This is a genomic window from Microbacterium sp. PRC9, assembly GCF_031844125.1.
Taxonomy (GTDB): Bacteria; Actinomycetota; Actinomycetes; order Actinomycetales; family Microbacteriaceae; genus Microbacterium.
The window spans coordinates 44,483-70,829 of the sequence record NZ_JAUZUR010000008.1 but is presented as its reverse complement, the minus strand read 5'-3'; the positions used below and the strand labels follow the sequence as shown (position 1 = coordinate 70,829).

General features: G+C 70.1%; 26 protein-coding genes. 12 read left to right on the top strand and 14 right to left on the bottom strand.

What is annotated here, in order from left to right:
* Nucleotides 1-13: 13 nt before the first annotated feature.
* From Q9R33_RS17630 to Q9R33_RS17620, 3 genes are read right to left on the bottom strand one after another with little or no spacing between them, the layout of a single operon-like run.
* Complete coding sequence (locus Q9R33_RS17630; RefSeq protein ID WP_311294556.1) at nucleotides 14-1,093, bottom strand: 4-oxalomesaconate tautomerase; 1,080 nt, start codon at nucleotides 1,091-1,093, stop codon at nucleotides 14-16.
* A complete protein-coding gene (locus Q9R33_RS17625) occupies nucleotides 1,080-1,793 on the bottom strand; it encodes a 4-carboxy-4-hydroxy-2-oxoadipate aldolase/oxaloacetate decarboxylase (protein WP_311294555.1) in 714 nt (237 codons plus the stop codon). Before Q9R33_RS17625 ends, Q9R33_RS17630 begins: the two co-directional genes overlap by 14 nt.
* Nucleotides 1,794-1,809: 16 nt before the next feature.
* Nucleotides 1,810-2,568, bottom strand: a complete 759-nt coding sequence (locus tag Q9R33_RS17620) for a PIG-L deacetylase family protein (RefSeq protein WP_056366152.1) — start codon at nucleotides 2,566-2,568, stop codon at nucleotides 1,810-1,812.
* 150 nt (nucleotides 2,569-2,718) lie between these two features.
* Here Q9R33_RS17620 and Q9R33_RS17615 point away from each other — a divergent pair, with 150 nt between their 5' ends.
* Complete coding sequence (locus tag Q9R33_RS17615; RefSeq protein ID WP_311294554.1) at nucleotides 2,719-4,128, top strand: aminomethyl transferase family protein; 1,410 nt, start codon at nucleotides 2,719-2,721, stop codon at nucleotides 4,126-4,128.
* Nucleotides 4,129-4,226: 98 nt separating this feature from the next.
* Here the strand turns inward: Q9R33_RS17615 and Q9R33_RS17610 are convergent, their stop codons facing one another.
* From Q9R33_RS17610 to Q9R33_RS17600, 3 genes are all read right to left on the bottom strand, one after another.
* Nucleotides 4,227-5,006 carry a DUF1932 domain-containing protein gene (locus Q9R33_RS17610; RefSeq protein ID WP_056366159.1) on the bottom strand — a complete coding sequence of 260 codons (780 nt, stop codon included), beginning with the start codon at nucleotides 5,004-5,006 and terminating at the stop codon, nucleotides 4,227-4,229.
* Nucleotides 5,007-5,016: 10 nt separating this feature from the next.
* Complete coding sequence (locus tag Q9R33_RS17605) at nucleotides 5,017-5,913, bottom strand: IclR family transcriptional regulator (RefSeq protein ID WP_082496812.1); 897 nt, start codon at nucleotides 5,911-5,913, stop codon at nucleotides 5,017-5,019.
* 101 nt (nucleotides 5,914-6,014) lie between these two features.
* Nucleotides 6,015-7,406, bottom strand: a complete 1,392-nt coding sequence (locus Q9R33_RS17600) for an aminomethyl transferase family protein (RefSeq protein ID WP_311294553.1) — start codon at nucleotides 7,404-7,406, stop codon at nucleotides 6,015-6,017.
* A gap of 260 nt (nucleotides 7,407-7,666) precedes the next feature.
* Here Q9R33_RS17600 and Q9R33_RS17595 point away from each other — a divergent pair, with 260 nt between their 5' ends.
* From Q9R33_RS17595 to Q9R33_RS17575, 5 genes are read left to right on the top strand one after another with little or no spacing between them, the layout of a single operon-like run.
* Nucleotides 7,667-8,446, top strand: coding sequence for an ABC transporter ATP-binding protein (locus Q9R33_RS17595; RefSeq protein WP_056366168.1), 780 nt, complete (start codon nucleotides 7,667-7,669; stop codon nucleotides 8,444-8,446).
* Complete coding sequence (locus Q9R33_RS17590) at nucleotides 8,433-9,143, top strand: ABC transporter ATP-binding protein (RefSeq protein WP_310243741.1); 711 nt, start codon at nucleotides 8,433-8,435, stop codon at nucleotides 9,141-9,143. The genes Q9R33_RS17595 and Q9R33_RS17590 overlap by 14 nt, the downstream gene beginning before the upstream one ends.
* 3 nt (nucleotides 9,144-9,146) lie before the next feature.
* The gene (locus tag Q9R33_RS17585) at nucleotides 9,147-10,028 is read left to right on the top strand and encodes a branched-chain amino acid ABC transporter permease (protein ID WP_310243739.1); all 882 of its coding nucleotides are present in this window, start codon (nucleotides 9,147-9,149) and stop codon (nucleotides 10,026-10,028) included.
* The gene (locus Q9R33_RS17580) at nucleotides 10,028-11,131 is read left to right on the top strand and encodes a branched-chain amino acid ABC transporter permease (protein WP_311294552.1); all 1,104 of its coding nucleotides are present in this window, start codon (nucleotides 10,028-10,030) and stop codon (nucleotides 11,129-11,131) included. The genes Q9R33_RS17585 and Q9R33_RS17580 overlap by 1 nt, the downstream gene beginning before the upstream one ends.
* 20 nt (nucleotides 11,132-11,151) lie before the next feature.
* The gene (locus tag Q9R33_RS17575; RefSeq protein ID WP_056366177.1) at nucleotides 11,152-12,423 is read left to right on the top strand and encodes an ABC transporter substrate-binding protein; all 1,272 of its coding nucleotides are present in this window, start codon (nucleotides 11,152-11,154) and stop codon (nucleotides 12,421-12,423) included.
* Between the two features lie 147 nt (nucleotides 12,424-12,570).
* Here the strand turns inward: Q9R33_RS17575 and Q9R33_RS17570 are convergent, their stop codons facing one another.
* A complete protein-coding gene (locus tag Q9R33_RS17570; protein WP_310243734.1) occupies nucleotides 12,571-13,230 on the bottom strand; it encodes a GntR family transcriptional regulator in 660 nt (219 codons plus the stop codon).
* Nucleotides 13,231-13,451: 221 nt separating this feature from the next.
* Between Q9R33_RS17570 and Q9R33_RS17565 the strand changes: the two genes are divergently transcribed.
* Nucleotides 13,452-14,933, top strand: a complete 1,482-nt coding sequence (locus Q9R33_RS17565; RefSeq protein ID WP_311294551.1) for an aldehyde dehydrogenase family protein — start codon at nucleotides 13,452-13,454, stop codon at nucleotides 14,931-14,933.
* Nucleotides 14,934-15,058: 125 nt separating this feature from the next.
* Here Q9R33_RS17565 and Q9R33_RS17560 read toward each other — a convergent pair whose 3' ends face one another.
* The 4 genes from Q9R33_RS17560 to Q9R33_RS17545 all read right to left on the bottom strand — a co-directional run bounded on the left by Q9R33_RS17560 (nucleotide 15,059) and on the right by Q9R33_RS17545 (nucleotide 18,947).
* Nucleotides 15,059-15,658 (bottom strand): PadR family transcriptional regulator, encoded by a 600-nt coding sequence (locus Q9R33_RS17560; RefSeq protein ID WP_311294550.1) that lies wholly within the window; start codon nucleotides 15,656-15,658, stop codon nucleotides 15,059-15,061.
* A gap of 119 nt (nucleotides 15,659-15,777) precedes the next feature.
* Nucleotides 15,778-17,184 (bottom strand): aminomethyl transferase family protein, encoded by a 1,407-nt coding sequence (locus tag Q9R33_RS17555; protein WP_311294549.1) that lies wholly within the window; start codon nucleotides 17,182-17,184, stop codon nucleotides 15,778-15,780.
* A 69-nt stretch (nucleotides 17,185-17,253) separates the two neighbouring features.
* A complete protein-coding gene (gene purU / locus Q9R33_RS17550) occupies nucleotides 17,254-18,129 on the bottom strand; it encodes a formyltetrahydrofolate deformylase (RefSeq protein ID WP_311294548.1) in 876 nt (291 codons plus the stop codon).
* Nucleotides 18,126-18,947, bottom strand: coding sequence for a methylenetetrahydrofolate reductase (locus tag Q9R33_RS17545; protein ID WP_396654128.1), 822 nt, complete (start codon nucleotides 18,945-18,947; stop codon nucleotides 18,126-18,128). The genes purU and Q9R33_RS17545 overlap by 4 nt, the downstream gene beginning before the upstream one ends.
* Nucleotides 18,948-19,460: 513 nt before the next feature.
* Here Q9R33_RS17545 and Q9R33_RS17540 point away from each other — a divergent pair.
* The 5 genes from Q9R33_RS17540 (at nucleotide 19,461) to Q9R33_RS17520 (ending at nucleotide 23,858) form a co-directional block, all read left to right on the top strand.
* Complete coding sequence (locus Q9R33_RS17540; protein WP_056366202.1) at nucleotides 19,461-20,444, top strand: ABC transporter substrate-binding protein; 984 nt, start codon at nucleotides 19,461-19,463, stop codon at nucleotides 20,442-20,444.
* 94 nt (nucleotides 20,445-20,538) lie between these two features.
* On the top strand, nucleotides 20,539-21,366 hold the full coding sequence (locus tag Q9R33_RS17535) for an ABC transporter permease (protein WP_311294546.1): 828 nt from the start codon (nucleotides 20,539-20,541) through the stop codon (nucleotides 21,364-21,366).
* Nucleotides 21,363-22,187, top strand: coding sequence for an ABC transporter permease (locus Q9R33_RS17530; RefSeq protein ID WP_056366205.1), 825 nt, complete (start codon nucleotides 21,363-21,365; stop codon nucleotides 22,185-22,187). The genes Q9R33_RS17535 and Q9R33_RS17530 overlap by 4 nt, the downstream gene beginning before the upstream one ends.
* Nucleotides 22,180-23,001, top strand: coding sequence for an ABC transporter ATP-binding protein (locus Q9R33_RS17525; RefSeq protein ID WP_056366208.1), 822 nt, complete (start codon nucleotides 22,180-22,182; stop codon nucleotides 22,999-23,001). Before Q9R33_RS17530 ends, Q9R33_RS17525 begins: the two co-directional genes overlap by 8 nt.
* The gene (locus Q9R33_RS17520) at nucleotides 22,998-23,858 is read left to right on the top strand and encodes a PaaX family transcriptional regulator C-terminal domain-containing protein (RefSeq protein ID WP_311294545.1); all 861 of its coding nucleotides are present in this window, start codon (nucleotides 22,998-23,000) and stop codon (nucleotides 23,856-23,858) included. Before Q9R33_RS17525 ends, Q9R33_RS17520 begins: the two co-directional genes overlap by 4 nt.
* A 13-nt stretch (nucleotides 23,859-23,871) precedes the next feature.
* Here Q9R33_RS17520 and Q9R33_RS17515 read toward each other — a convergent pair whose 3' ends face one another.
* Genes Q9R33_RS17515 through Q9R33_RS17505 form a run of 3 tightly spaced genes read right to left on the bottom strand, consistent with a single transcriptional unit; the run spans nucleotide 23,872 to nucleotide 26,344 of the window.
* Entirely contained in the window at nucleotides 23,872-24,333 is a 462-nt protein-coding gene (locus tag Q9R33_RS17515) for a DUF3237 domain-containing protein (RefSeq protein WP_056366211.1), read from the bottom strand.
* Entirely contained in the window at nucleotides 24,330-25,853 is a 1,524-nt protein-coding gene (gene menE / locus Q9R33_RS17510; RefSeq protein WP_311294544.1) for an o-succinylbenzoate--CoA ligase, read from the bottom strand. The genes Q9R33_RS17515 and menE overlap by 4 nt, the downstream gene beginning before the upstream one ends.
* A gap of 38 nt (nucleotides 25,854-25,891) precedes the next feature.
* Nucleotides 25,892-26,344 (bottom strand): MaoC family dehydratase, encoded by a 453-nt coding sequence (locus Q9R33_RS17505; protein WP_311294543.1) that lies wholly within the window; start codon nucleotides 26,342-26,344, stop codon nucleotides 25,892-25,894.
* Nucleotides 26,345-26,347: the final 3 nt, after the last annotated feature.

The window sequence follows — 26,347 nt, the reverse complement described above, 5'->3', positions numbered from 1 at the left end:
TCTCTGACGTGGTTCACCGGCGCGGCCTCGGAAAGACCGTGCCGTCGAAGAGCTTGCGGGCGGTGCGCAGCGAGAAGGAGGTCGCGCGCCAGGCGCCGCCGTCGTCCTGTGTGACGCGCACGCGCGACGGGAAGGTGCCGCTCGGGTGTTCGATCGCGGTGTCCTCCTCGCCGAGGTGGCCCGCGATGTCGTGCCCCACCGCGCCGGGGATCCGCAGAGCGGCGGCGACGGATGCTGCCATCAGCACGCCGATCGCCGTGTGCACGCGCGACGGGATGAAGGCGCGGGTCGAGATCGCTCCCTCCGCCCGCGCCGGCGACAGCAGGATCATCTTCGGCACCGTCTGCGCCGACACGTCGCCCAGGCCCATGCGCGGACCGGCGGCGAGCCGCAGGCGCTCGAGGCGCGCGGCCAGGTCGGCATCGCCTTCGAGCGCCGCCGGCGACTCGGAGCCGTCGACACCGAGGTCGGCCGCGCGCAGAAGCACGACCGGCATGCCGTTGTCGATGAGGGTCGCGGTGACGCCGTCCAGGTCGTCGGCGGGGTTGCCGGTCGGGAGGAGGGGCTTGTCGTCGCCGCCCCCGACTTCGAGCTCGATGGCGGATGCCGTGCCCGGGACGCCGTCGATGGCCGCATCGCCGTCGTAGTCGGGCCGGCCGTCGGCCGTGGGGAAGACAGCGGTCGCGGTGTCGCCGGTGTTGAGGAGCCGGATGCGCACCGTCGTGCGCGCGCCTGTCGCCGCGACGAGGCCGCGCTCGACGGCGAAGGGACCGATGCCGGCGAGCAGGTTGCCGCAGGTCTGGGCGTCGGCGACCGTCGCCGTGTCGACGCCGACCTGCAGGAACAGGTAGTCGACGTCCACGCCCTCGGCGGTCGACGGCGACACGATCGCGACCTTGCTGGTGAGAGGGTGCGCGCCGCCGATGCCGTCGATCTGCCGGGGGTCGGGTGAGCCCATGATCCGCAGCAGCAGGTCGTCGCGCGCGCCAGGATCGGACGGCAGGTCTGCCGCAAGGAAGTACGCGCCCTTCGACGTGCCGCCGCGCATGAGCATGCAGCGGACGCCGTCGCGCACGGGGTCAGGCGCCGCCATCGCCGCGCGCCTCGTACTCCGCCTGCGTCATGTACTCGATGCCGAGCTCGGCGAGGAGGGGGCGCAGCCCTTTGCGGTCGAGGCTCAGCTCGCCGCTGCGGTACGCGGAGCGGTCGGCCGCCTCCTTCGCGATGCGCGCGTCGGCGGCGGCGAGGGCACCCGCCGCGTCCCGCCGGGGCACGCACAGCACGCCGTCGTCGTCCGCGACGATCACGTCGCCCGGGCGCACCGTGACGCCGCCGACGGTGACGGGCACGTTCACCGAGCCGGGCGTCGCCTTCACGGTGCCCTGCGCGAACACGGCCGCCGACCACACCGGGAAGCCCATCTCGCGCAGCTCCGCGACATCTCTGACGCCGGTCGTCGTGACGAGTCCGCGCACGCCGCGGGCCTGCAGAGCCGTGGCGAACAGCTCGCCGAACGCGCCGTCCACCGACGGCGACGTCGTGGTCACCACGAGCACGTCGCCCTCGCGACACTGTTCGACGGCCGCGTGGATCATGAGATTGTCGCCGGGGTGGCTCAGCACCGTGACGGCGGTTCCGGCGATGCGCACGTCGTCCTGGATGGGACGGATGCCGGGACCCACGAGTCCCGTGCGACCCATCGCCTCGTGCACCGTCGCGACGCCGTGGGATCCGAGCGCGCGGGCGGTCGCAGCATCCGTCCTCGCGATGTCGGTGACGATGACGGGCTTCATAGCGGACGCACCCCGCTCACGACAGCACCGAGGTGACCTGCGGGAAGTGCCGCATGTAGGCCTCGCCCATGGTCTCGTGGTGAAGGCCGAGGTTCGGGCCCGCGTTGCGCTTGAGCTGCACGCCGCGGCGGACCGCGAGGTCGGTGTAGTACGACCACATGTGCTTCTGGGCGGGCAGGCACTCCATCGCGGCGCGCTTGCGTGCGAACGCCTCGGTGATGTCGAGGAGCACATCCGGGGTGAAGTCGCACTGCTCGGGCTGGTGCGGCTCGAAGAAGAACACCGGCGGGGCCCCGATGATGTCGTCCTTGCCGGGGTAGCTGCCGTCGGAGTTCGCGACGCCGATGGCCTGCGCGAGCACGCGTGCCTCGAGCGCCATGCGCGCCGCGGCCGGGTGGTCGCCGTTGTACGGGTCGCGCAGGGTGTGCGTGAGCACGACCGTGGGCTGCACGCGCCGGTACAGATCGACCAGGCGCGAGACGGCCTCGCGCGACTCGACCAGCGGGTAGTCACCGAGGTCGAGGAACTCGACCTCGGCACCGAGAGCGGATGCTGCGGCCTCGGCTTCGCCCCGCCGGATGCGCTTGATCTCGTCGAGCGACTTGCCGTCGAGCCACTGGCTGGCCGACTCGCCGCGCTCACCGTACGACAGGCATGCGACCACCGCGCGTTCGCCGCGGAGGGCCGCGGCGGCGATCGCGCCGCCCGCCCGCCACACGAAGTCGCCGGCGTGGGCGCTGACGACGAGGAGCGTGTCGACGGCGGTGTCTGTCATGGGGCCAGCGAACCATACCCGTGGCGAAATGGTCAACAAATTGTCTACAATCGTGGCGACCAAATACCTCTGGATGTAGGTATAGCCGCCGCGTACCATCGCGGTCAGGTCACCCGGAACGAACCACTGGACGAGGAAGTCGAGACAGGCATGGCGAGCAATCTGCAGGAGCTCATGGAGGAACAGGGGAGCGTCGTCGACATGCTCCGCAACTCGCAGCTGGGCACGTACATCTACCCGGTGGTGCCTGCCGAGTTCACCAACTGGCGGCGCGAGCAGAAGGCCTGGCGCGAGACCGCTGTGCTCTACGACCAGACGCACCACATGGTGAACTTCTTCATGACCGGCCCGGACGCGCTGAGACTGCTCTCCGACACCGGCATCAACTCGTTCGCGAACTTCCCGGTGAACACGGCGAAGCAGTTCGTGCCGACCTCGTCGACCGGCGGCGTCATCGGCGACGGCATCCTGTTCCACCTCTCGGAAGATGAGTACGTCTACGTCGGTCGCGCACCCGGCGCGAACTGGCTGCAGTTCCACGCCGAGACCGGCGGCTACGACGTCGAGACCCGCTACGACGACCGCTCGCCGTCGCGCCCGTACGGCGAGGCGGTCACCCGCGAGTTCTACCGCTTCCAGATCCAGGGCCCGAACGCGTGGCCCATCATCGAGAAGCTCGCCGGCCGCGAGGTCGAGCAGGTGCGGTTCTTCCACATGGGCGAGCTCGAGATCGCGGGGCAGCAGGTGCGCACGCTCCGCCACGGCATGGCCGGAGCGCCGGGCCTCGAGATCTGGGGCCCGTACTCCGAGCACGGCCGCATCCGCGACGCCGTGCTCGAGGCGGGCCGCGAGTTCGGCCTCGAGCCGTGCGGTTCGCGCGCGTACTCGTCGAACACGCTCGAGTCGGGCTGGATCCCCTCGCCGCTGCCCGCGATCTACACCGGCGGCGACATCGAGCGCCGCTACCGCGAGTGGCTGCCGGCGAACAGCTACGAGGCCATCAACGCCCTCGCCGGCTCCTTCGTGTCGGATGACATCGAGGACTATTACCTCAACCCGTGGGACCTGGGCTACGGCTCGTTCGTGAAGTTCGACCACGACTTCATCGGCCGCGACGCCCTCGAGCAGATCGACCCCGAGACGCAGCGCAAGAAGGTCACTCTCGCGTGGAACGACGAGGACCTCAGCAAGCTCCTCACGAGCGTCATCGACCGCGAGGGCCCCGGGTATCAGTTCTTCGACCTGCCGAACGCGAACTACGGCTCGTCGAACTACGACACCGTGATCGACGCCGACGGCGACACCGTCGGTCTGTCGCTCTTCACCGGCGTCACGGCGAACGAGAAGCGCGGCCTCTCGCTCGCGACCGTCGACCGCGACGTGCCGATCGGCGCCGAGGTGCGCGTGGTGTGGGGCGAGCCCGACGGCGGCTCGCGCAAGACCACCGTCGAGCCGCACGAGCAGCTCGCCGTGCGCGCCGTTGTCAGCCCGGTGCCGTACGCCGTGACCGCCCGCCAGGAGTACCACGGCGGCTGGCGCACCGCGGCCGCGGTGGTCTAGCCCTGGGGCGGCGGTGCGGCGTCCGTTCGGGGTCGCGACACGCGGAGTGCGCGCGGCGATTCCGCGGCCCCGCCACCTGAAGCGGCGCGGTCTCGTCGTCAGTCGTGGTCGCGCTCGGCGACGAGCCGCTCGAACCAGGCGAGGGTCGCGCGGGTCATGTCGGCGGGCTGCCCCGACGCCTCCAGCGCGGCGAGGGCCGCGCGCACCTCGTGCTCGCGGCGCACCGCGTGGGTGATCGAGCCGTCGACGAGGCGGTCGATCAGGGCCGCGCCGTCTGGGCCCAGCTCCTGGGCCATCTGCGCGCGCAGCCAGTCCTCGGCGCCCACGGCGCGCGACGCGCCGAGCCCCTCGAGCACGAGCGCCGCGAGGCCCTTCATGAACACGCTCCGCAGCAGCCGCAGGCGGGCGGCCTCGCCGGCGTCGCCGTCGACCACGTCGACCGGCACCTCGAACGGGCCGACCCGGGCGGCGAACTCGCGGGCTCCGGGTCCGCTCGCGAGCAGCGGCGTGCGGTGGCCCGCGCGCACCACGGGCGCCAGCACCGCGACGTCGGCCATCGCGAGCCCGCGGTCGGCGGCGAGCCGTGCGATGCGCTGCTTGAGCTCGGGCGCGGCGGTGTTGAGGTCGGCGTAGACGGCGCCCTCGGCCACGTGGGGAAGAGCTTCACGGGCGACGGATGCTGCGGCATGCCCGGTCACGAGGCTCAGGGCGACGTCGGCCCCGGCGAGGGCGTCGGCGAGGGTCGCGAACTGCGGGACGTCGGGATCGCCGAGGTCGTGGGCGGGATCGAAGCCGCGTACCTCCGCCCCGGCGTGCGCGAGGCCGCGCGCGTAGCGGCGCCCGGCTTCGCCGAGACCGAGGACCGCGATCGTCGTCATGCTGCAGACCCTAGGGCACCGGCGCGGGGCCGAGAGCGGGAAGCTCGCCCATCTCGTGCGGGTCGGCGTCGAGGCTCTCGAGGTACTCGAGCGACCGGCGCGACCCGCTCACGAGCGAGCGGATGCCGTGGGTCCGCTCGTCGACGTCCGGACGGTACGCGACGGCGAGGTCGCGGGCGATCCCGGCGGCCGCGCGGCGCAGCAGCTCCGCGTATGCGTGCGTCGAGCCGCCGTCGTTGGGCACCACGACGCCGATCGCCGCGTACACGGTGCCGCCGGGCCCGGTGACCGGCACGGCGATCCCGCGGGACTCGGGGTGGATGTGCCCTTCGGCGACGGCGTAGCCCTCCTCCCGCACCCGGCGCAGCGCCGCGCGCAGTTCGGGGCCGGTGCCGATCGTATGGTCGGTGTACCTCCGCAGGCCGCCCGCGATGACGTCGGCGACCAGCGCCGCATCGGCGTAGGCCAGCAGCACGAGCCCGCTCGACGATGCGTGCAGCGGGATGCGGCCCCCGATCAGCGTCGCGTTGACGACGGCGTCGCGCGTCGACATCCGATCGATGAAGAGCACGTCGCGTCCGCTCAGCACGCCCAGCTGCGCGTGCTGGCGCACCCGCTCGTGCACCGCGCCCAGCCACGGGCGGGCGATCTCGCGCAGTCCGACCGCGCCGGGCGTGCGGCTCGCGAACTCCCACAGTCGCACTCCCAGGCGGTAGGTGCGATCCGGCAGGCGCTCGAGCAGCCCCTCGTGCTCGAGCTCGGCGATGAGGCGGTGCGCGCTCGACGGCGGAATGCCCGACGCGTCGGCGATCTCCGTCAGGGTGAGGAACGGATGCCACGCATCGAAGCTCTCCAGCACGCGCAGGTGCCGGTGAAGCACCGACTCTCCGGCCGACCCTCGTGCCACAGCATCCTCCTCGACGACGCGGCCATGCTAACCCGCGCCGGAACCCGTCGGGCCGGAGGGGGAGGTCGGCTCGCGCCGACCTCCCCCTCCGGCCGGGTGACTCAGGAAGCGTTCTGGCGATACACGGTCCGGGCGTAGTCGTGGTACGGCGCAGGGGCGACCGTCGCGCGGATCCGCACCTGGCGGTGCTCGGCCTCAACGGAGTCCTTGCGCGAGATCGGGTCCTCGCCCCACACCACTTCGACCTCTTCGCCGTCGCGGATGCCGGCGTCCAGGGTCGCGAGCGACATGTAGAGCTGGTCGTACGCCACGTACCCGGCATCCGTCGAGATCCCCACGCGCTCGCCGTCCTTCAGGATCTCGTCCATCTGGTAGAGCCCGTACCGCGCCTTGGGGAAGTCGAGATACTTGGCGGGGGTGCCGGGCTCGAGCTGCGAGCGCACGACCGCGGCGACGTCGTCGGCGTCCCAGATCAGCGTGACCTTGCGGCGGCGCTGGTTCTCGGCGTGCTTCTCGAGTGCCTCGCGCCCGTGGAAGTCGTGGTCGAACCGCACCGACCGGCCGAGGCCGATGTCGAACGGCGTCATGTAGAAGTCGTGGATGTCGGTCGAGTACAGCGAGCCGCCCACCGAGCCGATGCGTGCTGCCGGCAGCCACTCGCGGTACTCGGCGAAGTCGTCGTCGAAGACGGCGGGGAACGGCGTCGGCACCCAGCCGGACTCGAGCGGCGACGACGAGTACGCCTTCGCGCCGACGCGGCGGATGCCGTGCTCCTCACCCGCCTCCATGAGGGCCTCGAGCACGACCTCGTGGTCCTCCCACGGTCCGTAGAACTCGAAGCCGGGCTGGCCGGCCATGCCGTGGCGCAGCGCCTTGACCGGGCGCCCGGCGATCGTGACGTCGCCGATGTGGAAGAACTTGATCTCGGGCGGCGGCCCGCCGAACACCCTCTCCATCACGAGGTCGGCGTGCGGTCCCTGCAGCTCGTAGCGGTAGAACGTCGGCGGACCCTGGCGCATGTGCGAGTTCGCCTCGAGGCGATAGTGGACGTCCTTGCCGAGCGCCTCGGCCTTCTCGATGTTGAAGCGCACCCAGTCGATGAGGATGTGGTGCCCGATCAGCACCAGACCCTCGGGCCCCTCGGAGTTGTAGAAGAGGATGCCGTCGCCGATGAGATAGCCGTCCTGGTTGACCGAGATGAGCTGCTTGGCGGCGCCCGGGCGGAACGTCGCGAACGTGTTCGGCGAGATCGAGCTCAAGAGCGCAATGAGGTCGGCGCCGTGGAGGAAGAGCTGCGTCATGTGGTGCGACTGGTCCATGAGCGCGACCGTCGTGTTCCACGCGCGCTGCTCGTCGCGCCAGTTCGTGAACTCCGGCGCCACCGGGAACGTGAACGCCGGCCAGTTCTGGTTGCGCAGCAGCTCCACGGGGCTGCCGGCCCGATCGATCGCCTCGGCGAGCGACTCGGTCTTGGTGTCCGTGATCGTGGTCATCGTCGACCCTCCTTCTTCGGTTGCGGAAGCTGCGGTCAGCGTAAGAGCGCTCCGGGCCGACCCGAACGGGTGATTCCGTTGAACGGAAACGGATGCTGCACCCCCGTGCACCGCGCGCCAGCATCGTGTCGAAGGTCACGGTCGCGGAACTTCGCACCAAAATCGTTGACAATCTCGCCGCGAATCCGTAGTTTCCCAAGCACGGGGAGACTCGACTCCCGGATCGACCACGACGACGCGATGACGCGAAAGGTGGGGCCATGGGCGCTCGGCTCGCAGTCCGTGACGTGAGCCTCCACTTCGGCGGTGTCAACGTGCTCGAGGATGTGACCTTCACCGTCGAGGCCGGTCAGATCTTCGGGCTCGTCGGGCCGAACGGCGCCGGCAAGACCTCGCTCTTCAACTGCGTGAGCGGCCATTACCGCCCGAGCGCCGGCTCGATCACGATCGACGACGACGAGGTGCTCGGCTCTCCGCCCGCGACCCTTGCCCGGCACGGCCTGGCGCGCACGTTCCAGCATCCCGCCCTGCAGCTGCGCGAGACCGTGCTCGAGAACGTGCTGCTCGGCGCGCACAGCCGCCTGCCGGGTGGACCTGCGGAGTGGTCGCTGCGCCTGCCCCGGACGACCCGCTCCGAGAAGGCACTGCGTCAGGAGGCGCTCGACCTGCTCGAGGGCCACGGCCTCGGATGGGCCGCGAAGACGCGTGCCGACGAGCTGTCGCACGGACTGCACAAGGGCGTCGAGCTGTGCCGCGCCCTGCTCATGAAGCCGCGGCTGCTGCTTCTCGACGAGCCGGCGGCGGGACTCCCGCACTCGGAGGTCGAGCAGCTCATCGAGACCGTGCGGCGCGTGCGTGACGACGACATCACGGTCGTCATCGTCGAGCACAACATGGGCCTCATCTCGGCGCTCACCGATCGCGTGGTCGTGCTCGACCACGGCCGCAAGCTGATGGAGGGCTCGGCGGCCGACGCGCAGGCCGACCCTCGGGTCATCGAGGCCTATCTCGGGAAGGACGCGGTCGATGACGCTGCTTGAGCTCGCCGACGTGCGGGCCTTCTACGGGCGCGTGCAGGTGCTCGAGGGCGTGTCGCTCAGCGTGCCCGACGGCGGTGCCGTCGGCATCCTCGGGGCGAACGGTGCGGGCAAGACCACCACGCTGCGCGCGGTGTCGGGCACGGTGCGCTCCACCGGCACGATCCGCTTCGACGGCAAGGATCTCCATGGCCTCCGCCCCGACCAGGTCGCGGCGCTCGGCATCGCGCACGTGCCCGAGGGGCGCGGCACGCTGTCCGACCTCACGGTGCGCGAGAACCTGCGAGTGGGCGCCTACCGCCGCAAGGACGCGAAGGCCATCCGCGCCGACGTGGACTACTGCCTCGACCTCTTCCCGCAGCTGAAGGACCGCATCCGCTCCAACGGGTCGGCCCTGTCGGGCGGTGAGCAGCAGATGCTCGCCATCGCACGGGCGATCATGGCCCGACCGCGCCTGCTGCTCCTCGACGAGGCATCCCTCGGTCTCGCGCCCAGCACCGCGAAGGCGGTGTACCAGGCGATCGGGCGGCTGCGCACGGAGTCCGGCATCGCGATGGTCGTGGTCGAGCAGAACGCCAACCTGGCCTTCACCCTCGTCGACAGCGCGACCGTGCTCGAGACGGGACGCAACGCCCTGACCGGCTCGACCGCGGAGCTCAAGGGCATGGACGAGATCCGCCGCGCGTACCTGGGAGGCTGACGGGTGGGTACCTTCATCCAGCTCGTGATCGACGGTCTGTCGACGGGGTCGATCTACGCGGCGCTCGCCCTCGCGATCGTGCTGGTCAACCAGGCGACCGGCCTCATCAACTTCGCCCAGGGCGGCATGGCGGTGCTGTCGGCCTACATCGCATGGGCGCTCAACGGCTTCGGTGTGCCGATCGTGCTGGCGATCCTCGGCGCGATCGTGGTGTCGTTCTTCCTGGGCGCGCTCATCGAGCGCTACCTCATCCGCCGATTCGAGCGCGGCGACCCCGATACCGCCGTCGTGGTCACGATCGGGCTTCTGACGTTCATCACCGGCTTGTGCGCCTGGATCTGGACCTACAACAACCGGCTCTTCCCGTCGCTGTTCCCGCTGCAGACGATCCAGCTGGGCGGGGCCGTGATCAGCGTGCGCTCGCTCGGCACCATCGTGGTGATCGTCGTGATCATGCTGCTGCTGCAGGCGCTGTTCCTCGGCACGAAGCTGGGCCTGGCGCTACGCGCCGTCGCGATCAATCCCGCATCGGCGGCCTTCTCGGGCATCAACGTCGGCCGGAGCCTCATGGTCGGCTGGGGGCTCGCCGCGGTGCTGGGTGCCGTCGCGGGCGTTCTGGTCGCGCCGCAGCTGACCCTGACCCCCGGGATGATGGACGGCGCCCTCGTCTACGCGCTCGCCGCCTGCATCCTCGGCGGCCTCTCGAGCCCGATCGGCGTCGTCGTCGCGGCGTGGCTCATCGGCGTGCTGGAGAACCTCGCGGCCGTCTACATCCCCTTCATCGGGCACGACCTCAAGATCGCGGTGCCCTTCATCCTCATCTTCGTCGTGCTCATCGTGCGGCCACAGGGCCTGTTCGGCCGGAAAGCGGTGGTGCGCGTCTGATGCCTTCGACCGCGGAGTTCTGGAGCCGGCCCTGGGTGAGGTGGGCGGGGATCGGCCTGATCGTCGTGCTGATGATCGTCGGGCCGCTCATCCTGCCCGAGTTCGCGAACCAGACGATCGCCCGCATCGGCGTGTTCGCCGTGGCGGTGCTGGGCCTGAACGTCGTGATGGGCTACACCGGCCAGGTCTCCCTCGGCCAGATCTTCTTCGTCGGCGTCGGCGCGTACGCCACCGCGTACGGCGTCAACGCCAGGTGGAACATCGTCCTCGTGTTCGTGCTCGCGTGCGTGGTGCCGGCCGTCCTCGGGCTGCTCGTCGCGCTCGCTGCGGCACGGCTCGGCGGTCTGGCGATCGCGATGGTCACCATCGCACTGCCCATCGTGGGGGTGCCGCTCGCCAAGCGACTGTCGGACTTCACCGGCGGCTCGCAGGGCACCTCCGCCCGGTTCTCCGACGCCCCCGACTGGACGGGGCTCTACGACGACCAGTGGCAGCTGTACCTCGTGTTCCTCATCGGCGGCATCACGTTCCTGCTCACGCGCAACCTCGTGCGCGGCAAGTACGGCCGCGCCTTCGCCATCGTGAAGGGCAACGAGGCGGTCGCAGCATCCATGGGCGTCTCGCCCTACCGCTACAAGGTGCTGGCGTTCACGATCGCATCCCTCATCGGCGGCGTGAGCGGATTCCTCTACATGGTCGTGATCCAGTACACCTCGCCCGAGACGCTGCACTTCGGCCACTCGATCGAGCTTCTCGCCTCGATGGTCATCGGCGGCGCCGGCAGCATCATCGGCTCGCTCCTGGGCGGCGCCTGGTACGTGCTGCTGCCGCAGATCACCAACCTCATCGATCCCAACATCACCGCGATGCTCCAGGGCGCGATCCTCCTCATCGTGCTGTTCATCCTCCCGGGCGGACTCGTCTCGCTGCCGCGGCTGTGGCGCCGGCGCGGCAGGGGGTCCGTCGCCGGACCGGGTGGCGGACCGGTCGGAGGTGCGATGCAGGCGGATGCCGCGGCATCCGTCCCAGGAAGCTCCACCGTCGGCGACGCCCTGGGCGCCCCCCAGACGCCATCACCACCACCACCTACGACGCAGTCGTAATACACAGAGAGGCAGGACCCATGAGCACGAATCGCAGAAGGATGCGCGTCGCCTCGGTCGTCGCGGGGATCGGCATCGTCGCCGTCCTCGCTGCCGGCTGCGCGCGCGGCGGCGGCTCGCCGAACAGCACCGAAGACGGCGGCGCAGCCGAGGCGAGCCCGGGCATCACCGACGACTCGATCACCCTCGGCATCACGACGCCGCTGTCGGGGCCGACCGCGGGACCGGGCACGTGCACGGTCGCCGGCATCACCGCGTACTTCGGCGCCAAGAACGCCGACGGGGGCGTCGAGTTCGGCGACGGCAAGACCCGTACGGTCGAGATCGAGGCGCTCGACGACGAGTACGACCCGCAGAAGGCCAAGGCCAACTACGACCAGCTCAAGAGCAGCGTGTTCGCGATGACCGCGGGCCTCGGAACGCCCACCAACCGGGCGTGGCGCGAGGCGGCGATCGCCGACGAGGTGCCGCAGGCGCTGATCATGACGGGCGACCCGATCTTCAGCGACGCGGAGGAGAGCCCGTGGCAGCTCGGATTCGTGCCGATCTACCAGAACGAAGGACAGGCGTTCGGCGAGCTGCTGGCCGGGTCGGGCGAAGAGCACACGGTCGCGATCCTGTCGCAGAACGACGACTACGGCGAGGGATACGTCGAAGGCTTCAAGGCCGGCATCGAGGGCGCCGACAACATCGAGATCGTCAAGGAGCTCACGTACGAGGCCACCGACACCTCGGTCGACGCACAGTTGACCGAACTGGCCGGGTCGGGCGCCGACGTGTTCTTCAACGCGATGTCGATCACGCCGCTCGTGATCTCGTCGCTGCAGAAGACGCAGGAGCTCGGGTGGCTGCCCTCGTGGTTCCTCCCGTCGAACACGTCGAGCCCCACCGCGATCCTCGAGCCGGGCGGCGCTGCGGCGTTCCCGGGCGTCTACACGGTCGCCTTCGCACAATCTGCGGCCGCGCCCACCTTCGCCGAGAGCGAGGACGGCGCCGCGTTCCTCGCCGGGCTGAAGGAGTACGCGAACTATCCCGACCCTCCCGCCTTCCCGCACTGCGTCTGGTCGTACCAGGTCGGCGCGACGCTGGAGCAGGTGTTCGCGAAGATGACCGAGCCGACGCGCGCGGACTTCATGGAGCAGCTGCGGACGATCTCCGGCTACACCGCACCGCTCATGCTCGAGGGCTCCACCGTCGACACGACCGTCGACGGCCAGCCGGCGGTCTCGACCGTGCAGGTGCAGAAGTACAACGGCAAGGGCTACGCCCCTGCCGAGTCATGGGATCAGTGACCTGAGCCCGGAGGAGGGGCGGGCGGAGGCATCCGTCCGCCTCTCCGCCGTCTGCCGAGAAACCGCGATCGCGCCGGGGAACCACACCTGCGACGCTGACTCAGCGCGTTCGTGGTTTCTCGCGTGCGACGAAGCGCGGACGGTGCCTCACTCCATGCCGTGCAGCACCTCGACGATGCCCGACAGGTGGGCGCGGGTCGCGGCCTCGGCGGCGTCGGGGTCCTTCGCGAGGATCGCGTCGATGATCGCGATGTGCTCCGGCGCCGACGTCGCAGCGCGCCCCGGGTGGAAGGCGAGCCGGAACTGGTGCCGGGCGGACTGCGCGCGCAGGCGCTCGAGCAGCTGGGTCGCGGTGCCGTGGTGGCTGAGGTCGCGGATGCGGCGGTCGAGCTCCTGGTTGAGGCGCGAGTACGCCATGAGATCGCCCGATCCGATCGCGGCCTCGATGTCGGCGCGCAGCGCGCGGAGTTCGTCCGCGTCGGTGGGGGAGAGGTTCTCGGCGGCCTTGCGCGCGCAGAGGGTCTCGAGGCCGATGCGCACCTCGACGATCTCGATGGCCTCGTCGACCGTGATCGCCCGCACCCGTGCGCCGCGGTTGGGCAGGCGCTCGACGAGCCCCTCACCGGCGAGGTTCAGCAGCGCCGTGCGAACAGATGCACGCGACGCTCCGTAGCGTTCGCTGAGGTCGGCCTCGATGAGCCGCTGATGTGGCGCGAACTGCGCGTCGAGGATCGCCTCGCGGATCACCTGGGTGAGGTCGGGACGCTCGATCGTCTCGTCGTCGCTCAGCACTGCGGCATCCGTCATCTCCGCCAACCCCCTTCGGCGCCTTCGTCGTGCACTGACACTATCTCGCGGGGGGCCGATCGACGGGAAGAATCTCATACGAAATGCGCGCGAAAATCGTCGACAATCTTGATTCACGCGCATGGGAGAGGCACGCTGGGAGAGGTGTCGATCCGCGCCGACCCGAGGCGGATCCACGTTGGGCAACACGGAGAGGTGGGCGTTCCATGGGCGAGACGGCGATGGGGACTTCGGTCCGGACGGGCCTGTTCATCGGGGGTGAGGAGCGGTTCACCGACGACGTGCTGACGATCGCCGATCCCGGTAAGCGGGGCGCGGTCGTGGGCGAGGCGGCCGCCGCGACGGAATCGGATGTGAAGGATGCTGTCGCCGCGGCGAAGAAGGCCTTCCCGGAGTGGGCGGCGCTCACGCCGCAGGAGCGCGCGGCCGCGATGGCCGACGCGATCGCCGGGATCGCCGACGACCGCGACGAGGACGCCGCGATCCTGTCGCAGGAGAACGGCAAGATCCGCATGGAGGCGTGGATCGACGCGCTCGTGTTCGAGATCCGCTGGAATCTCGCGCTCATGCTCGCTGACGAGGTCGACGCGTCCAAGACGCTGCCGCCGATCCCCGGAGCGATCCCGGTGTCGACCGACGTGACGTATCAGCCGCTGGGCGTCGTGACCGTGATCGTGCCCTTCAACTGGCCGATCGCGATCCTCGGTGCGGCGCTGCCGCACGCGCTCCTCGCAGGCAACACGGCGATCGTGAAGCCGCCGCCCTCGGCGCCGCTCGCGACGACCCGCGTCGTGCAGCGCGTGGCCGAGAAGCTGCCGCCGGGCGTCCTCAACGTCGTGACCGGCCGCGATCAGGACATGGCCGGCCTCATCCAGAGCCCCGACATCGCCAAGGTCTGCTTCACGGGGAGCGTCAACGGCGGCAAGCGGATCATGGAGATGGCGTCGAAGACGCTCACCCGCGTCACCCTGGAGCTGGGTGGCAACGACGCGGCGGTGTTCCTCGACGACGCGATCCTCGACGACGCGCACCTCGACCGCCTGTATGCGGCGATATACGACACGACGGGCCAGATCTGCATGAACGCCAAGCGCGTCTTCGTGCACCGCTCGCGTGCCGACGAGCTCGTGGCGGGTTTGTCCGCCCGGCTCGAGGAGGCTCGGCTCGGCTACGGACTCGACGAAGGCACGACGATGGGGCCGCTGCACCAGCCGGCGCAGAGGGCGTTCGTCGACGAGATCATCCAGGAGGCGAAGGATGCCGGCGCCGACGTCCGCGAGTTCGGCGAGCTGCCGGGCGGCGACCTGGCCGGCGGCAACTTCGTGCGCCCCGCGATCGTCGTCGACCCGGCGCTCGAGCTGCGCGTGGTGACGCAGGAGCAGTTCGGCCCGGTGATCCCGATCATCCCGTTCGACGACGAGGCCGAGGCCGTGCGCCTCGCCAACGACACGTGGGGCGGGCTGTGCGGCTCGGTGTGGACGGCCTCGCCCGAAGCGGCGCAGCGCGTCGGCTCGCAGCTGGAGTGCGGCTACGTGTGGGTCAACGACCACGGCGCGACCCGACTCGACCTGCGTGCCCCGTTCGGCGGCATGAAGCAGTCCGGCTTCGGCCGCGAGCAGGGCATCGAGGGCGTCCGCGCCTTCCAGGACACCCGCTCGATCGCGACCCTCGACCCGGAGGCGCTGGCCTCGATGGCCCACTGACATCGGTCAGGTCCTGGCCCGCCGGTCGTTGAGCGGAGGGCGCTCTGGCGCCCGAAGACGAAACGCCTTCAGCCCGGCCACTGCGCCGCGCTCGGGGCGTTTCGTCTCGCTCGTTCCTCGCTCGCTCAACGACCGGTAGCCGAAGCGCCGTCCAGGCGGTCCACGAGCGCGAGGCCGCGACGGGCCCACGCGATCTCGCCGTGGGCGCGCTCGACGAGACCCTCGTACGCGAAGCGCTTGTAGGCGATGGTGCGCTCGCGATCGGCGTCCGCCGTCACGGCGAGTCGCCGGACGAGCATGGGGTTGGCGACGGCGTCGATGCGCTCGAGTTCGCCCTCCCACTGCGCCAGTTCGCCCTGCCACTGTGCGATGTGCCGTTCGAGGAACGCGCGCGCGGACGCGGGCGAAGCTGCTTCGAGGTAGGCCGCGCGCAGGTGGGCGGGGTCCCGCACCCGCTGATAGTCCAGGGGAGAGCCCATCCATTCGAGGAAGGCCTGCTCACCGGCATCCGTCACGTGGTACATCCGCCGCGTGCCGCGCTCGCCGCGCGTCTGCTCCTCGCCCTCGATCAGGCCGAGCTCCTCCATCTTGCGCAGCTCGGGATAGATCTGGGAGTCGGGCGCATGCCACACGTGGCCGACCGACTGGTGGAACTGCTTCTGCAGGTCGTAGCCCGACAGCGGGCCGACCCGCAGGATCGCCAGCAGCGCGTAGCGCAGACTCATCGCGTGCTCCTTCCTCGCCCGAGGGTAGCGGGCCGAAGACGGTGAGACCCCAGCCGACGGCCGAGACGGAGGGTTTCACCCACGGTCTCGTCCGTCTGCTGGGGTCTCAGCGGTTGTGGTCAGGCCGGCTGGTACTGCGTGCGCCAGCCGCCGTGGTAGGTCTGGCGGGCGACCGTCGAGTACGGCACGGGCGAGACGACCGCGCGCACCTCGAGCTGCTGGTGGGGCTCGACGGAGGCCTTCGTGGTGCCGCCGTTCGGCTCGCCCCACACGACCGTCACCTCGGCGCCCTCGGGCACGTCGGGGTTCACGGTCGCCAGCGACAGGGCGCGCTTCTCGTTGGCGCTGTACCCGGTGAACATCGAGAATCCGACGTTGTTGCCGTCGGCATCGGTCACCGAGTCGTAGTTGGCCGACCCGTAGTTCGCCAGCGGCAGGTCGAAGAACTTGTAGCTGTCGCCCTCGGTGTCGAAGAGCGACGCGAAGATCTTCGTGACGTCCTCGGCGTTCCACGCCAGGGTGACCTTGCGGCGCTGCGTCTCGGGGTCGATCTGCTCGAGCGCGTCGCGGCCGATGAAGTCGTGGTCGAACTTCACGAACGAGCCGTAGCCGAGCTCCCACGGGGTCAGGTAGTAGTCCGAGATGTCGTCCGACACGAAGGACCCGGCGAGCGTGCCGGTCGCCTCGTAGCTGTCGACACCGAGCCACTCGCGGTAGCCGCGCTCGGCCTCGCCCGAGTAGATCGCGGGCAGCGGCGACGGGATCCAGCCCGACTCCAGCGTGTTCGACGGGTACGCCCGCGACCCGACCGGCACCATGCCGAACTCGGCGCCCGCCTCGACGATGATGTCGCGCACGCGGTGGTGGTCCTCGTAGGGGCCCCACACCTCGAGCCCGGGTGCGCCGGCCATGCCGTGACGCAGCGTCCGGACGTTGGCGCCGCCGATCTGCATCTCGGCCATGCTGAAGAACTTCAGCTGCTCGAGCGGTCCGCCGTTGAGCTTCTCGATGACGTTCCACGCCGCCGGACCCTGGATCTGGAACCGGTAGTAGCGGCGGCTCACCGCGTCGCCGTACGGGCGCGAGGGCGAGCGGCGGTCGACGGTGATGTCGAGGTTCGAGTACCCGCCGGTCTCACCGTGGTACAGCAGCCAGTTCGACGCCGGCGCGCGGCCGACGTAGACGTACTCGTCCTCGGCCTCGTGGAAGAGGATGCCGTCGCCGATGACGTGGCCCGACGCGGTCGTCGGCACGTACTGCTTGGCGCGGTTCACCGGGAAGGTCGCGACCGAGTTGATCGCCGTGTCGGAGATCAGCCGGATCGCGTCGGAGCCCTTGAGGAACACATTGTCCATGTGGTGCGACTGGTCGTAGAGCACGGCCGTGTCACGCCAGGCCCGCTGCTCCTTGATCCAGTTCTGGAAGTCCGCGGGGACCACCGGGTAGATGTACGAGCCGATCTGCGAGTTGCGCAGCATCTCGACGGCGTTGTGGCCGTCGAGCAGCTCCTGCAGATTCTTCGCCATGGGGAACCTCTCTGTTCGTGGGATGGAGTTTCGGGAAGACGGATGCCGCGGCCCGCGGCATCCGTTCGATCAGGTGAAGACGATGGTGTGGTTGCCGTGACGGATGACGCGGTCTTCGGCGTGCCATTGGACGGCGCGGGAGAGCACGGCGCGCTCGACGTACGCGCCGCGGGCTTGGAGGTCGGCGGCGGTCATGGCGTGGGTGACGCGGGCGACGTCCTGCTCGATGATGGGCCCCTCGTCGAGGTCGGCGGTGACGTAGTGGCTGGTCGCGCCGATGAGTTTGACGCCCCGCTCTTTGGCCTTGCGGTAGGGGGCGGCGCCGATGAACGCGGGCAGGAAGGAGTGGTGGATGTTGATGACCGGCACCCCTACCTCATCGAGGAACGAGTCGGAGAGGATCTGCATGTAGCGGGCGAGCACGACGAAGTCGACGTTGCCCCTGAGCAGCTCGACGATCCTCGCCTCGGCGGCGGACTTGTCGGGCCCCTGGGACGGCACGTGGAAGAACGGGATGCCGAAGCTGCGGACATCCTCGGCGGTGTTGGTGTGGTTGGAGATCACCATCGGGATGGTGACCGGAAGCTCGCCGCGGCGGTGGCGCCACAGCAGTTCGAGCAGGCAGTGGTCGCTCGTGGAGGCGAGGATCGCCATGCGCTTGGGGATGGACTGGTCGGTGAGCCGCCACTCCAGGCCGAGCGGGGCGAGGGTCTCGTCGAGGTCGGCTTCGATGGCCGGCAGGGCGGCCTGCAGGTCGGGGCGGTGGAACACCACGCGCTGGAAGAACTCACCGCCCTCGGGGTTGTCGGAGTACTGGTCGAGCGTCACGATGTTGCCCTCGTTGCGGGCGACCAGCGCCGTCACCGCCGCCACGATGCCCGAGCGGTCGGGCCCGTGCACGATCAGGCATGCATGATCGCGTCGCACGTCGAGGTGGGTCGTCATCGGCGCGCCCCCGAGGACTGCGCTGCGACGAACTCGCGCGCCCAGGTGCTCGTCGCGGCGAGGCCGCCGAACGTGTAGAAGTGCAGCTTCACGTCGCCGGACTTCGGGTCGTCGGCGAGCAGAGTGGCGAGGTCCGCCACGAAGCGGTCGGGGCCGGCGGTTCCCATGAGGTTGGTGAGCGAGAAGCCGTACTTCTTCACGATCATGGCGTTCGCGCCGATGCCGAAGCGGCGGGCGAAGCCGAGCAGCCGCTTGACGCCGGCCGGGCCGGGGGTGCCGATGCGGATCGGCGCGTCGATCCCGCGGGCGCGCACCGCGTCGATCCACGCCGTGACGGGAGCGGTGTCGAACGCGAACTGCGTCAGGATCACGGCATCCAGCCCCTGCTGGGCAAGCGCGAGCACTTTCTCGTCGAGGTGACGCCACAGCACGTCGTCGGAGATGTCGGGGTGGCCCTCGGGGTAGCCGGCGATCGACACCTCGCGTGCGCCGTACTTCTGCAGCACGCCAGAGCGGATGAGCGTCAGCGAGTCGGGGTAGGGACCTGCCGGCTCCGCCGGGTCGCCGCCGACCGCGAACACGTGCTCGGTGGCGCCGACCTCCTGCAGCCGCGCGAGGAACTCCTCGAGCTGAGTCTCGGACTCCAGACGCCGCGCCGAGAGGTGCGGGACGGGCACGAAGCCCATCTCCTTGACCGCCTTCGCCGCTGCGACGCGCATCTCGAGGTCTTCGTTGCCCAGGAACGTCACGTTGACCTTCGTGCCCTGCGGAATCGTCTCGCGCGCCTCTTCGAGACCCGCGATGTCCTTGCCGGTCATCTCGAGCGAGAAGCCGTTCACGAGCGAGGCGGCTTGCGGGGAGACGGGGATCGAATGAGCCACTGTCGAGGTCCTTTCCTCTGCCGGGATGCGTCGCTGCACCGGCTGGATCCGAGAATACCTATGACCATAGGTAATGGCAATAGGCACGCTGGCGCGTGCGCGTCCATCCTCAGCGGGGGAGCGTCTCTCGCGCGCCACGGTTTCCGTTGAGCGGACATCGCCTTCGGCGTCCGTCCTCGGCGTGCGTCGTGTGCGCTCCTACAGGTCAACCGCGTGTGCACAGGACGTTTGCGCTCGAAGCATCCTGCAGAAGCCCGGTTGACCTGTTGGCGAATGGTGAGGGGGTGGCTTTGTTCACTGAATTCGTGACGGGCGTCACGGAAGCATTGACAATCGATGCGGCGTGGCGCACCATGACATGTGTCCGGCACGCCGCGGTGAGGACTCCGACTCTTGGGACGGAACCCGGGCCGCCGGCACACCCCCGCACCGTCCACGAGAGGCCCGTCAATGAAGAAGAGTCTTGCCACCATCGGCGTACTCGCCGCCGCCGCGATCGCGCTGAGCGGCTGCACCGATTCCGCCGCCGGCCCGTCCTCGAGCCCGACCGACGACAGCGCGTCGGGCGAGCTCACCGCCGTCCGCGTCGCCGCGCTCCCCATCGCCGAGACCGGCGCGCTGTGGGCCGCGATCGACGAGGGCATCTTCGAAGATCACGGCCTCGACATCGAGGTCGTCCCCGCGCAGGGCGGCGCCAACGCGATCCCGGCGCTCCTCAGCGGCGACATCCAGTTCGCCATCGGCCAGCCGTTCGGTCCCATCCGCGCCGACCAGCAGGACCTCGGCGTCGTGATCGTCGGCAACTACGCGAACAGCCTGGCCGACGGCGACGACGTCAATGCCGTCGTCGCACTCGGCGACTCCGGCATCATGCGGCCGGCCGACCTCGCGGGCAAGAAGGTGTCGGTCAACACGATCGGCGCCGCCGGCGACCTCACGATCCGCAAGGCCGTGCAGGACGACGGCGGCGACCCCTCGACGATCGAGTTCGTCGAGGTCGCGTTCCCCGACGTCCCCGCGCAGCTCGAGGCGGGCACGATGGATGCCGCGTGGGCGCCCGACCCATTCCGCGGGATGATCCTCGGCGAGGGCGGCGTCTCGGTCGTGCAGCCGTACCAGGCGACGATCCCCGGGCTCTCGGTGCTCACGAACATCACGACCCAGGCGCTCCTCGACGAAGACCCCGACCTCGTCGCGGCCTACTCCGCGGCGATGACCGAGGCGCTCGAGTGGGCCTCCGGCAACGAGGAGGCCGTGCGCGCCGCGATCGCGACGAACCTCGAGATCCCCGAGGAGGCGGCCGCAGGCATCACCCTCCCCACCTTCACGTGGGACCTCGGCGACGCCGGCATCGAGGACCTCGGCGCGCTCGCCGTCGAGTTCGCGTACATCGAGGCCGAACCCGACTACGACCGCCTGCTCCAGCAGCAGTAACCCCGACGAGGAGGGCGACGGATGCCTCGGCCCGAGGCATCCGTCCTCCTCCCCGCCCTCGTTCCCCGTCAACCGCGCCGTCGATCGGATTCACATGGCCACCGCCGCCGCCGTGCCCGCCCCCGTGAGGCGGAACCCGCGACAGCTGCGCACGCTGCGCAAGCTCGCGCTGGGCGCCGCCGGCATCCTCGGATTCCTCGTGACGTGGCAGCTGCTTCCCACCCTGGGCCTCGTCGACCCGCGCTACTTCCCGACGGCGACCGAGACCCTCGCCCAGCTCGGGCAGGAGATGCGCGACCTGGAGTTCTGGCGCAACGTGGGGCGCACCCTCACGGCGTGGGGCATCGGCCTGGTGATCGCGACCGTGCTCGCGACGGTGCTCGGCACGGTCATCGGGCTCGTGCCGTTCCTGCGCCGCGCGACCCACACCACGGTCGAGTTCCTGCGGCCGATCCCGTCGGTCGCCCTCATTCCGCTCGCGGTGCTGCTGTACGGGTACCAGCTGCAGGCGGCGCTCATCATCATCGTGTTCGCGAGCTTCTGGCAGGTCTTCATCCAGGTGCTCTACGGCGTGGCCGACGTGGATGCCGTCGCCCGCGACACAGCGCGCAGCTTCGGGCTGTCGCGCGGCTCGCGCATCGTGAACCTCGTCTTCCCGACGGCTCTCCCGTACCTCATGACCGGGCTGCGGCTGGCCGCCGCCGTCGCGCTGATCCTCGCGATCACGGCGGAGATGTTCATCGGGAACCCGGGGCTCGGCCGCGAGATCGTGTTCGCGCAGTCGGCGGGCAACTGGCCGGTCGTCTATGCGCTCGTGATCGTCACGGGCCTGCTCGGGCTCCTCATCAACCTGGTGTTCCGCGCGATCGAGCGCCGGTCCCTGGCGTGGCACCAATCGGTGCGAGGGGAGGAAGTGCTGTGACCCTGTACACGAGCACCGTCGTCACACCCCGCCCGCGCTCGCGCGTGTGGGCGAAGATCGGCGAGAACACCGCGTATGCGATCGGCCTGCCGATCATCCTGGTGGTCATCTGGGGGATCTGGGCGACCGTCGCCCCGGCGCAGTTCTTCCCCTCGCCCGCCGAGCTGCTCGAGGCGTTCGTCGACACCTGGATCGGGCCGGCCTTCGTCACCGACGTGCTGCCGAGCCTCGGTCGGCTCGCGATCGGCATCGTGCTCTCGATCGTGGTCGGCGTCGTCGCCGGCACGCTCATCGGCCTGAACCGCTGGCTGCGGGAGCTGCTCGAGCCGATGCTCGAGTTCTTCCGCGCCGTGCCGCCTCCGGTGCTCCTTCCGATCGCTGTCGTGCTGATGGGACCGACCGACGCCATGAAGATCGTCGTGATCGTCATCGGCTCGGTGTGGCCCATCCTCCTCAACACGATCGAGGGGGTGCGCTCCACCGATTCGGTCATGACCGAGACGGCCCGTTCGTTCGCGTTGACGCGCGGGGAGCACCTGCGGTACCTGGTGCTGCCCGCGGCGAGCCCTCGCATCATGGCGGGAGTCCGCCAATCGCTGTCGATCGCGCTGATCCTCATGGTCATCTCGGAGCTCGGCTACTCGTCATCGGGCCTGGGCTATCAGATCGTCTTCTTCCAGCGCAATTACCTCATCGCCGAGATGTGGAGCGGCATCCTGCTGCTCGGACTCATCGGTATCCTGCTCGCGGCGATCTTCGGACTCGTCGAGCGACGCGTGCTGCGCTGGTATCACGGAATCAAGGAGGTGGAGCGTGCCTGAGACGCTTCGAACAGCACAGACGCTCTTGAACGTCGAGCACCTGCGCAAGGTCTACGAGTCGTCGACCGGGAACGTCGAGGCGATCGGCGACATCGGATTCCGGATGGATGCCGGCGAGCTGGTGTGCATCGTCGGCCCCTCCGGGTGCGGCAAGACCACGCTGCTGAAGTGCATCGCGGGGCTGCTCAAGCCCACGTCGGGCGTCGTGGAGCTCGGCGGGCGGCGGGTCACCGCTCCGCCGCCGAACATGGCCCTGGTCTTCCAGGAGTACGGGCGCAGCCTGTACCCGTGGCTGACGGTGCGCGGCAACGTCGAGCTGCCGCTCAAGCACAAGAAGCTGTCGCGGGCCGACCGCGATCGACTCATCGACGACGCGCTCGTCGCGGTGGGCCTCGACCACGCCGCCAAGAGCTATCCATGGCAGCTGTCGGGCGGCATGCAGCAGCGCGTCGCGATCGCACGCGCCGTCGCCTATCAGCCCGAGGTGCTCATCATGGACGAGCCCTTCGCCGCCGTCGACGCGCAGACGCGTGCCGACCTCGAGGACCTCGTGCGCACGCTCCACCGCGAGCGGGGCATGTCGATCCTGTTCGTGACGCACGACATCGACGAGTCCGTCTACCTCGGCGAGCGGGTCATCGTGCTGTCGAAGTCGCCGACCTGGGTGCAGGAGGACCTCGCGATCGACCTCGCGCCCGAGCGCGACCAGATCACGACGCGGGCCCTGCCCCGGTTCACCGAGCTGCGCACGCACGTGTACGAGCAGATCCAGCGCGCGAAGCGCGGCGAGGCCGTCCGCCCGGAGGCCGCGTGAGCGTCGCGAACGTGCGCGCGGCATCGCCGGCGGCGGGAGCGTCGCCCCTCGAGACGTCGGTGCTGACGCGCAAGCCGCGGCAGCTGCTGCTGGCGTTCTTCGGCGAGTTCGTGTGCGACCGCTACTTCGAGCCGCTGCGGGCCAGCGTGCTGATCGGCACGCTCGAGAGTGCGGGCGTCGCCGCCTCGGCGGTGCGGACCAACCTCGATCGCATGGTCGATAGCGGACTCCTCGAGCGCCGGCGTCTCGGGCGTGAGATCGGATTCGAGCTGACATCGCACGGCAGCGAGGTGCTGCGCGAGGCGTCCGGCCGCGTCAACGGCCCGGCACCGTTCGAGCCGCAGGGCGAGGGCTGGACCCTCGTGACCTTCACCGTTCCCGAGCACCTGCGCGACCTCCGGCACCGGCTGCGCGCGACACTCACCTGGTCGGGGTTCGCGGTGCTGCGCGACGGACTGTGGATCGCACCCGGTTCGGTGGACCTGGCAGCTGCGCTGGAGGCGATCATCCCGGATCTGCCCCCGGCATCCGTCAATGCCTTCTCGGCGACGGAGCTGGCCGGCTTCCCGATGGCCGAGGCCGTGCGCGACGCGTGGGATGTGGAGCGGATCCGCGCCGCACATCGCGAGTTCATCGAGCACTGGGAGCGGGAGGATGCCGCCGCCGACCTGCCCGCTGTCACGGCGCGGACGCTCCTCGTGGCCGACTGGCTCGCACTGCTGCGCGCCGACCCGCGGCTGCCGCGGCAGTACATGGGGGATGACTGGCCCGCGGACCGCTCCGCCGAGCTCTTCACCCGGCGGCACCGGGAGTTCGCCTTCCCGGCCGTCCGCGATTTCGCGGGACTCGTCGACTGAGACCCGGCCGCGCTCAGGTCACGCGGTAGGCCACGTACCGCACGCGATGCGCCTCGCGGATGTACGACGCCAGGTAGACCGCGCGCTCGAACTCGGGGTGCGCGGCGCATTCGAGCGTGAGAGCCGCACGGAAGTAGTAGTCGGCGGGATCGACGTCCTCACCGCGGAGGAGCGCCTCGAGCACCGCGGGGTCGCCGCTGCGCACCCCGCGGGCGCGGATGTAGAGGAGCGAGCCGTCGTCGCCGCGGGCGCTGTAGCGCCCGTCGATCTCGATGGACCCGTCCGCGCGCACGGTCTGCCAGTCGGCGCCGCCGGAGAGGATCTCGCCGTCGAAGGCGCCTGTGATCGTGCCGCCGACGACCGGGATGATGCGGCGGTGACCGGCGCGGGTCATGCCGTGGTCCTCGAGCGGGCCGAGGTCGGCGACGACCTCGAACGCGCGCTCGAGCGACGGGGCCGGCGGTTCGTGCGTCATCGGCTCTCTCCGTAGCGAGCGCGGAGGTCCGCCTTGCGCACCTTGCCGGAGGCGGTGCGGGGGAGTTCCTCGACCACGACCACGTTCTTGGGCAGCTTGTACCGCGCGAGCAGCCCGTCGAGGTGCTCGCGGACGATCCGCGTGTCGACCTCGGCGCCCTCGCGCACGGTCACGACGGCCAGCGGAACCTCGCCCCACCGCTCGTCGGGCACGCCCACCACGGCGACCCCCGAGATGCCCTCGATGTCGGCGATGAGGTTCTCGACCTCGGCGGGATAGATGTTCTCCCCGCCCGAGATGATCATGTCCTTGAGCCGATCGGAGATGTAGAGGTAACCGTCGCGGTCGAGGTAGCCGAGGTCGCCCGAGCGGAACCACCCGTCGTGCGTGAACGACGCCGCAGTCTCATCGGGCAGGCCGTGGTAACCGAGGAAGACGTTGGGCCCTGCGACCTCGATCTCGCCGACCGTGCCGCGCGGCACGACCTCGCCGTGCTCATCCGTGATGCGCACGTCGGTGAAGAAATGGGGGAGGCCGACACTGCCCTGCTTCTGCCGCGTCATCGCCGGAGACAGCGACGTCGCCCCGGGCGAGGTCTCGGTCATGCCGTAGCCCTGCGAGAACGACAGGCCGCGCTCCTCGTAGGCGTTGAGGATGCGCGTCGGCACCGCCGACCCGCCGCACGTCAGCTTCTGCAGCGACGACAGGTCGGTCGACGCCCACGCAGGATGGTCGGCCATCATCTGGTAGGTCGTGGGCACGCCGCTGAGCATCGTGATGCGGTGCTGCTGGATCAGTTCGAGGGCGCGGCCCGGCTCGAAGCCCTTCTCGAGCACGAGCGTCGCGCCCTTCAGCAGCACGGGCAGCGCGCCCATGCCGAGGGAGGCGACGTGGAAGAGCGGCGAGATCATGAGCGACACGTCGCTCGAGACGACGTCGTAATCGACGACGCAGTTGAGGGCCACCCACGTCAGGTTGCCGTGGCTGAGCACGGCGCCCTTCGGCCGCCCGGTCGTGCCCGACGTGTAGATGATCGCGGCCGGGGTGTCGAGGTCGACGTCGGCGACGGTGTGCCCGTGCGGCGCCTCGGCGATCAGTCGCGCCAGGCCGGGGTGCTCCGCAAGGCCCTCGCCGGTCACGATCACGTGCGCGATGCGCCCCGCCTCGACACCCGGCATCGCGCGGTCGAGGAACTCGGCATCCAGCACGACGGCGCGGGCTCCGGAGTCGACCAGCACGTGCCGCATCTCGGGCGCCGCGAGCCGCGTGTTCACCGGCACGAACACCGCTGCGAGCTGGGCGGCGCCGAACATCACCTGCAGGAACTGCGGGCTGTTCTCGCCGATGTACGCGACGGCGTCGCCCGCCCGGATGCCGCGATCCCACAGCACGGCGGCGACGCGGTCTGCGGCATCCGCCAGCTCCCGATAGGTCAGCTCCGCGTCGCCGAAGACGACGGCCGTCTTCTCGGGGTCCTTGAGCCGCCGCTTGGCGAGCCAGAACCCGATTCCCTTGTGCATCGTTGCAGTGTCCTCTCCTTCGAGGAGGCGGGCCCGGCTCAGGCGTAGAAGCGGTACAGGCCGCGCGCGACGACGGCGGGCTTGCCCCCGCCCTCGATCTCGATGGTCTGGTCGACGGCGAACTGGTAGCCGCCGGGGATCTCCGTGACCTCGGCGATGACCGCGCCGCCGCGCACGCGCGCGCCGACCTTCACCGGCGACACGAACCTCACCTTGTCGAGGCCGTAGTTGACGCGCGTGGTCACTCCGGTGACGTCGAACAGCTCGGACCAGAACTTCACAGTCAGCGACAGCGACAGGAAGCCGTGCGCGATGGCGCCGCCGAACGGGCCCTCGGCCGCGCGCTCGGGGTCGACGTGGATCCACTGGTGGTCGTCGGTGGCGTCGGCGAAGAGGTTCACGCGGTCCTGCGTGACCTCGAGCCACTCGGTCCAGCCGAGGTCGGTGCCGGCGAGCGTGGCGACGTCGGCGTAGTCGACGGTGGTGGTCATGGG

Bases quoted from the DNA above. Each gene is read 5' to 3' on its own strand.
- Q9R33_RS17630 (WP_311294556.1), bottom strand. From the start codon at position 1,093: ATGGCGGCGCCTGACCCCGTGCGCGACGGCGTCCGCTGCATGCTCATG.
- Q9R33_RS17625 (WP_311294555.1), bottom strand. From the start codon at position 1,793: ATGAAGCCCGTCATCGTCACCGACATCGCGAGGACGGATGCTGCGACC.
- Q9R33_RS17620 (WP_056366152.1), bottom strand. From the start codon at position 2,568: ATGACAGACACCGCCGTCGACACGCTCCTCGTCGTCAGCGCCCACGCC.
- Q9R33_RS17615 (WP_311294554.1), top strand. From the start codon at position 2,719: ATGGCGAGCAATCTGCAGGAGCTCATGGAGGAACAGGGGAGCGTCGTC.
- Q9R33_RS17610 (WP_056366159.1), bottom strand. From the start codon at position 5,006: ATGACGACGATCGCGGTCCTCGGTCTCGGCGAAGCCGGGCGCCGCTAC.
- Q9R33_RS17600 (WP_311294553.1), bottom strand. From the start codon at position 7,406: ATGACCACGATCACGGACACCAAGACCGAGTCGCTCGCCGAGGCGATC.
- Q9R33_RS17595 (WP_056366168.1), top strand. From the start codon at position 7,667: ATGGGCGCTCGGCTCGCAGTCCGTGACGTGAGCCTCCACTTCGGCGGT.
- Q9R33_RS17590 (WP_310243741.1), top strand. From the start codon at position 8,433: ATGACGCTGCTTGAGCTCGCCGACGTGCGGGCCTTCTACGGGCGCGTG.
- Q9R33_RS17580 (WP_311294552.1), top strand. From the start codon at position 10,028: ATGCCTTCGACCGCGGAGTTCTGGAGCCGGCCCTGGGTGAGGTGGGCG.
- Q9R33_RS17575 (WP_056366177.1), top strand. From the start codon at position 11,152: ATGAGCACGAATCGCAGAAGGATGCGCGTCGCCTCGGTCGTCGCGGGG.
- Q9R33_RS17570 (WP_310243734.1), bottom strand. From the start codon at position 13,230: ATGACGGATGCCGCAGTGCTGAGCGACGACGAGACGATCGAGCGTCCC.
- Q9R33_RS17565 (WP_311294551.1), top strand. From the start codon at position 13,452: ATGGGGACTTCGGTCCGGACGGGCCTGTTCATCGGGGGTGAGGAGCGG.
- Q9R33_RS17560 (WP_311294550.1), bottom strand. From the start codon at position 15,658: ATGAGTCTGCGCTACGCGCTGCTGGCGATCCTGCGGGTCGGCCCGCTG.
- Q9R33_RS17555 (WP_311294549.1), bottom strand. From the start codon at position 17,184: ATGGCGAAGAATCTGCAGGAGCTGCTCGACGGCCACAACGCCGTCGAG.
- purU (WP_311294548.1), bottom strand. From the start codon at position 18,129: ATGACGACCCACCTCGACGTGCGACGCGATCATGCATGCCTGATCGTG.
- Q9R33_RS17545 (WP_396654128.1), bottom strand. From the start codon at position 18,947: ATGACCGGCAAGGACATCGCGGGTCTCGAAGAGGCGCGCGAGACGATT.
- Q9R33_RS17540 (WP_056366202.1), top strand. From the start codon at position 19,461: ATGAAGAAGAGTCTTGCCACCATCGGCGTACTCGCCGCCGCCGCGATC.
- Q9R33_RS17535 (WP_311294546.1), top strand. From the start codon at position 20,539: ATGGCCACCGCCGCCGCCGTGCCCGCCCCCGTGAGGCGGAACCCGCGA.
- Q9R33_RS17515 (WP_056366211.1), bottom strand. From the start codon at position 24,333: ATGACGCACGAACCGCCGGCCCCGTCGCTCGAGCGCGCGTTCGAGGTC.
- menE (WP_311294544.1), bottom strand. From the start codon at position 25,853: ATGCACAAGGGAATCGGGTTCTGGCTCGCCAAGCGGCGGCTCAAGGAC.
- Q9R33_RS17505 (WP_311294543.1), bottom strand. From the start codon at position 26,344: ATGACCACCACCGTCGACTACGCCGACGTCGCCACGCTCGCCGGCACC.